Below are 5,097 nucleotides of genomic sequence, written 5' to 3'. Positions count from 1 at the left end.
GGTCGGGGCGGTGCTGGGGTCCTTCCGCCCCGGAGCCAGGGCCGCGGAGCTCGCCGGGACTCCCGTGCTGTTCCAGATCGCCGATCTGGACCGGAGTGCGCCGCCGCACGCGGCGAGTTCCGCGGCGTTCGCCGCCCGTGCCGAGGTGCGTCACTACCCGGGGGACCACTTCGACCTCTTCCCGGGCCGTCCGTGTCACGACCTCGCGGTCTCTCACGCGCTGCACTTCCTCCGGCGCCGGATGGGGTGACCGGCAGCTCCGGACTCCTCTCACCTTCTTGTTGACGCATCACCATCGAGCCGCTACTGTAGGTGATACAACAACCAGTTGCCCCGACGTCTCGTCGGGCGCCACCGAAGGAGACACCATGACCGCGACACTCACCGACCTCACCGGAACCTGGGACATCGACCCCACCCACACGCGACTCGGCTTCGTCACCCGCCACGCGATGGTCACCAAGGTCCGCGGGTCGTTCAACGACTACACCGGCACGGTCACCGTCCCCGCCGAGGGTATCGACGCCGCGACAGCCGAGGTCGTCATCACCGCCTCGTCGATCGACACCCGCAACGCCGACCGCGACGGCCACCTGAAGTCCAACGACTTCTTCGACATGGAGAACTACCCGGAGATCACCTTCCGCTCGACCACGATCGCGGCCAACGGCTCGGGCGGAGTGGACGTCACCGGCGACCTCACCATCAAGGGCACCACCAAGTCCGTGACGATCCCCTTCGAGTACGCGGGCACCGCCACCGACCCCTTCGGCAACCTCCGCGCCGGCTTCGAGGGCACCACGGTCATCAACCGTAGCGACTTCGGTCTGACCTGGAACGCCGCGCTCGAGACCGGTGGCGTGCTCGTCTCGGAGAAGGTCACCCTGGAGATCGAACTCTCGGCCGTCAAGCGGGCCTGACCCCCCGCCCCTACCGGACGACACCGCCCTCCACCTCGTACGAGGTGGAGGGCGGTGTGCTCACGCGACGACGACGAACACGGCGGAATGCGTGCCGTCGGCGTCTCGCCAGGTCCCGCTGAGCGTGCCGGGCGAGCCGATCAGCGGACAGTCCGCCTCGGCGTCGTTCTCCTCCGAGATGAGCCGGATGACCTCCGGTTCGGCAGCCGTCTCCGAGTCGCCGGACGCGCCGTCCCCACCGCCCCGGACATTGACGGGCGACGGGGAGACGGTGCCGTCCGCCACCGCCAGATGGTCGGCGGCGGTGTCGCGATGGCTGATCACCCGCAACACCTCCGACACGTACACGGGGTCCGCCGGTGCGTCGTACACCCAGCGCCGACCGAGAACGGAGTGCTCGAGTGTCCCGACCAGGGCGTCCTGCGCCCCCGGCAGTCCCGCTCCCCTATAGGTCACCGGGACGTGGTACGTCCGGACACCGTCCGTGACGAGGAAGGACTCCATGCCCACCTCGCCGTCGGGGTCGACGAACCGGTAGGAGGTCACCTGCTCCACTCGCGCCGGGTCCCCGTCGAACCAGGACTGGTGTCCGATCCATCCCCGGAGCAGCTCCAGCTTGCCCGGACGGAGGACGGCGTCATAGATCTCGGCGGTTCCACTCATGAGGTAAGCATCCCCGTAGCGACGCGGCGGGGCGGACACTCGGCGAGATGAAGAAGAATTTGTCCCGGCGCCGTCACTGCTGGGCACCGGCCGTTTTGCCTGCTCGTCCGCGAGCGCCGAGTGATGCGTATCACAGCCCCGGCCGCCCGTCGCCGTTATGGTCACCGCCGTGACTCCGGGAGAACCCGGCGCTCGATCGAAAGGTGACCACCATGAAGAAGACCATCGCCGTCATCGGTTCCGCCGCCGCCCTGTCCTTCTCCGGCGCAGGCCTCGCCGCCGCGCAGAGCGATCTCCCCGGCCTCGACGGCCTCGACAGCGGGTCGGTGGGTGTCCCCACGGCCGGTGAGACCGACCTCGACGACGTCGAGACGCCCGCCGAGGTCTCGGAGGTCGCGCAGCAGCTGTGCGGCACGATCTCCGCGTACGACTTCCTGGGCTCGGTCGGCGCCGTCGCCCCCGGCCTGTCGGGCGACGAGTGCGAGGCGAACGCCGATCTGGCCATCTCGACCGCGCTGACGGGTGACATCTCCGGCGCCGTCGACATCCTCCGTGGCATCGCCGCCGAGGTCCCCGGTGACACCGACGGCGACGACACCGTCGGCGACGACACCACCACCGGTGACGATGTCCAGACCGGCGACGACGACGCGGTCGCCGAGGACACGGTCGAGACCGACGCCTGACACGACCCACGCCTGACGCCCCTGGCGCCTGACTGCACGGGTCCGGCCCCGGTTTCCCTGGAGGAAACCGGGGCCCAGTCGTGTCAGTGGGTGCCCGCCACGTCTGCGGGTGCCCGTCGGGCCCGTGACCCTACGGGCTCTCGCCGCCGGTGGTGACGAGCTCTCCCATCAGCTGGTGGTCGATGTGACCGGGATCCGTCGACTCCATGAAGTCGACGAGGATCCGTTCGACCGCGGCGGGGTCCTCGACGTGCGGGTAGTGCCCGGTGCCCTCCACGATCGCGAGCCGGCTGCCGGGGATCGCCTCGTGGGTGGTGTGCCCGTGCGAGACGGGGATGATCGGATCGCGGTCTCCCCAGATCAGCTGGAACGGCAGTTGCGCCGCGAGGTACAGCCGGTTGCCGGCGGAGACCGCCTGGCCCTTGTTGTCCACGACCGCGCGGAGGGTCTTGAAGAACGCGCGTCGGTGCCCGGGCCGGCCGAGCGACTCGTACGCCGCCCAGGGCTCCTCGAGGGCGATCGCGCGGACGCCCTTGCCGGTGAGGAACCCGCGGGCCTTGTCCCCGGCGGCCACCAGGAACGGAGCCGCGGCCCCGGTGAGGATCAGTTCGGCGCCGGGGACGGCGAGCAGCCGCAGGATCCAGGTGACCTCCTTGCCCAGGCCGCCGCTGCCGATCAACGTGATGCGCTCGCAGAAGTCGGGGTACTGGTAGACGAACTGCAGGGCCACGCCGCCACCGAGGGACTGCCCGATCACCGTGCAGCGACTGATGCCCTTGACCACCAGCAGGTCCCGCAGAGCGGAGGCCAGGGCGCCGAGTGAGTAGTCGTCGAAGTCCAGCGAACTCTCCCCGTGGCCGGGCAGGTCGGGGGCGATGATGTGGAATCTCGATTCCAGACGGGGTATCAGCTCACGCCAGGTGACGGAACTCCCCGCCATCCCGTGGATGAGCAGCAGCGTGGGCTTTCCCTCGCCGGCTCCGGACTCGCGGTAGGCGAGTTCTCGACCGTGGAGCACTGTCTTCTGCATTTCGGGTTTCCGCATATCGCACTCCCCCTCGGGGATGGTCTCCGCGCCGTACCTCGTCGCCAGGAGTACCTCGGCCCATTGTGCGCCATCCGGGGCCGGGCGAGCAGTTCTCTCTATCACATCCGGCCCGGATGCTCATCCGAACGTCCGCACCAGGCGCCGGTGCCGGTGGTCGAACAGCGCCCCGACCAGCAGTCGGACGACCGATCCGGGAACCAGGGTCCGGGGCACGGCCCGCAGTGTGTCGGTGATCCTGGTCGAGTGGTCCCCCAGCGGGTCGAGTTCGCGACGGTGCTCCCACACCCGACACGATCCGAGCACCGATCGCTCCTGGAAATACCGTGGGGCCCGGAGCTCGACGAGCATCAGGTCGTCGTACTCCAGCGGCACGACCCCGCCCAGGAGGATCCACGCGCGCCCGAGCGGCCGGCCCAGCGGCACGTCCGCGATCGAGGCCCCCGCCAGTCGCGCCGGGATCCGCATCCGCAGGAGGGGCCGGAACTCGTCGCAGATCCCCTCCGCGGTCACCACGTGTGCCCACACCTCGTCCCGAGGGGCGCGGACCACGCTCGACCGCACCACCTCGACCGTCACGGCAACCGCACTCCCGAGATCGCGCGGGCGATCACCAACTGTTGGATCTGCTCGGTGCCTTCGAAGATGTCGTAGATCTTGGCGTCGCGGTGCATCCGCTCGACCGGGTACTCGCGGGTGTACCCGACCCCGCCGAGGATCTGGATCGCGCGCTCGGTGGCCCAGACGGCCGTCCGACCGGCCTTGAGCTTGGACATCGACCCCTCGGCCCGGGCCATGGGGTGCCCGGTCGCACCCATCCACGCCGCCCGGCGCACCAGCAGGCGGGAGGCGTCGATCTCCACCGCCATGTCCGCGAGAAGGAACGAGATGGCCTGGTTCTCGATGATGGGTCGGCCGAACACCACCCGGCCCTTGGCGTACTCGAGCGCGTACTCGTGCGCCGCCCGCGCGATGCCCACGGCCATGGCCCCCACGGTGGGGCGGGTCCGCTCGAACGTGGCCATGGCCGCCTGCCCGCCGGTCCGTTCGCCCTCCCGTGCGCGGGCCAGCTTCTCGTCGAGCTTCTCCTTCCCGCCCAGCAGCGCCGACCCGGGAACACGGACGTCGTCGAAGAAGATGTCCGCGGTCGCCGAGGCGCGCAGACCGTGCTTCTTGATCCTGGAGCCGGTCTCGATCCCGGCGGCCCCGGCCTCCACCACGAAGGCGGCCTGGCCCCGGGACCCGAGATCCGGGTCCACGACCGCCTGCACCACCAGCACCGAGGCCTCGCCGCCGTTGGTCACCCAGGCCTTCTGCCCGGAGATCACCCACTCGTCCGCGGCCTCGTCGTAGCGGGCCCGGGTGCGCATGTTGCCCACGTCGCTCCCCGCCTCCGGCTCGGACGAGCAGAACGCGCCGACCGCGGGGTCGGCCTCGCTGCCGTAGCAGCGGGGCACCCACTCGATGATCTGCTCGGTCGTCCCGGCCGAGGCGATCCCCGCCGCGGCGAGACCGGTGCCCATGATGGACAGACCGATCCCGGCGTCCCCCCAGAACAGTTCCTCGCAGAGGATGGGGTAGGACTGGCCGGTGGTGTCCTGCCGCAGGGTCGCCATGATCTCGTAGCCGTACAGCCCGATCCTGGCGGCCTCCTGGATGATCGGCCAGGGCGTCTCCTCGCGCTCGTCCCACTCGCGGGCGGCCGGCCGGATCACCTCCTCGGCGAAGGCGTGGGCCCAGTCCTGTAGCTCGCGCTGCTCCTCGGTCAGTTCCAGGCTGAAGG

General features: G+C 70.2%; 6 protein-coding genes and 1 pseudogene. 3 read left to right on the top strand and 4 right to left on the bottom strand.

Features of this window, described 5'->3' with window-relative positions; all coding sequences use genetic code 11:
• Positions 1-250: pseudogene (locus tag IY392_RS10525) on the top strand (alpha/beta hydrolase); the annotation flags it as partial.
• Positions 251-368: 118 nt separating this feature from the next.
• Positions 369-920 carry a YceI family protein gene (locus IY392_RS10520; RefSeq protein ID WP_182612654.1) on the top strand — a complete coding sequence of 184 codons (552 nt, stop codon included), beginning with the start codon at positions 369-371 and terminating at the stop codon, positions 918-920.
• A gap of 60 nt (positions 921-980) precedes the next feature.
• Here the strand turns inward: IY392_RS10520 and IY392_RS10515 are convergent, their stop codons facing one another.
• Complete coding sequence (locus IY392_RS10515) at positions 981-1,583, bottom strand: hypothetical protein (RefSeq protein WP_194861174.1); 603 nt, start codon at positions 1,581-1,583, stop codon at positions 981-983.
• 212 nt (positions 1,584-1,795) lie between these two features.
• On the opposite strand from IY392_RS10515, the gene IY392_RS10510 reads away from it, so the two are divergent.
• Positions 1,796-2,269 carry a hypothetical protein gene (locus IY392_RS10510; RefSeq protein ID WP_107755281.1) on the top strand — a complete coding sequence of 158 codons (474 nt, stop codon included), beginning with the start codon at positions 1,796-1,798 and terminating at the stop codon, positions 2,267-2,269.
• Between the two features lie 130 nt (positions 2,270-2,399).
• Here the strand turns inward: IY392_RS10510 and IY392_RS10505 are convergent, their stop codons facing one another.
• The 3 genes from IY392_RS10505 to IY392_RS10495 form a co-directional block, all read right to left on the bottom strand.
• A complete protein-coding gene (locus IY392_RS10505; protein ID WP_375292911.1) occupies positions 2,400-3,314 on the bottom strand; it encodes an alpha/beta fold hydrolase in 915 nt (304 codons plus the stop codon).
• A gap of 120 nt (positions 3,315-3,434) precedes the next feature.
• Positions 3,435-3,893 (bottom strand): hypothetical protein, encoded by a 459-nt coding sequence (locus tag IY392_RS10500; RefSeq protein WP_107755279.1) that lies wholly within the window; start codon positions 3,891-3,893, stop codon positions 3,435-3,437.
• Positions 3,890-5,097, bottom strand: a 1,208-nt coding sequence (locus IY392_RS10495; RefSeq protein WP_194861173.1) for an acyl-CoA dehydrogenase family protein, incomplete at its 5' end; no start/stop codon positions are given. The genes IY392_RS10500 and IY392_RS10495, both read right to left, overlap by 4 nt.

This window comes from Dietzia sp. SYD-A1, from assembly GCF_015356725.1.
GTDB lineage: Bacteria > Actinomycetota > Actinomycetes > Mycobacteriales > Mycobacteriaceae > Dietzia.
Note: the sequence above shows the minus strand (reverse complement) of the source record. Positions and strands in the feature narration are given on the sequence as shown.

What these genes read in the sequence shown, in the direction of transcription:
- IY392_RS10520 (WP_182612654.1), top strand. Translation starts at nt 369, where the DNA reads ATGACCGCGACACTCACCGACCTCACCGGAACCTGGGACATCGACCCC.
- IY392_RS10515 (WP_194861174.1), bottom strand. Translation starts at nt 1,583, where the DNA reads ATGAGTGGAACCGCCGAGATCTATGACGCCGTCCTCCGTCCGGGCAAG.
- IY392_RS10510 (WP_107755281.1), top strand. Translation starts at nt 1,796, where the DNA reads ATGAAGAAGACCATCGCCGTCATCGGTTCCGCCGCCGCCCTGTCCTTC.
- IY392_RS10505 (WP_375292911.1), bottom strand. Translation starts at nt 3,314, where the DNA reads ATGCGGAAACCCGAAATGCAGAAGACAGTGCTCCACGGTCGAGAACTC.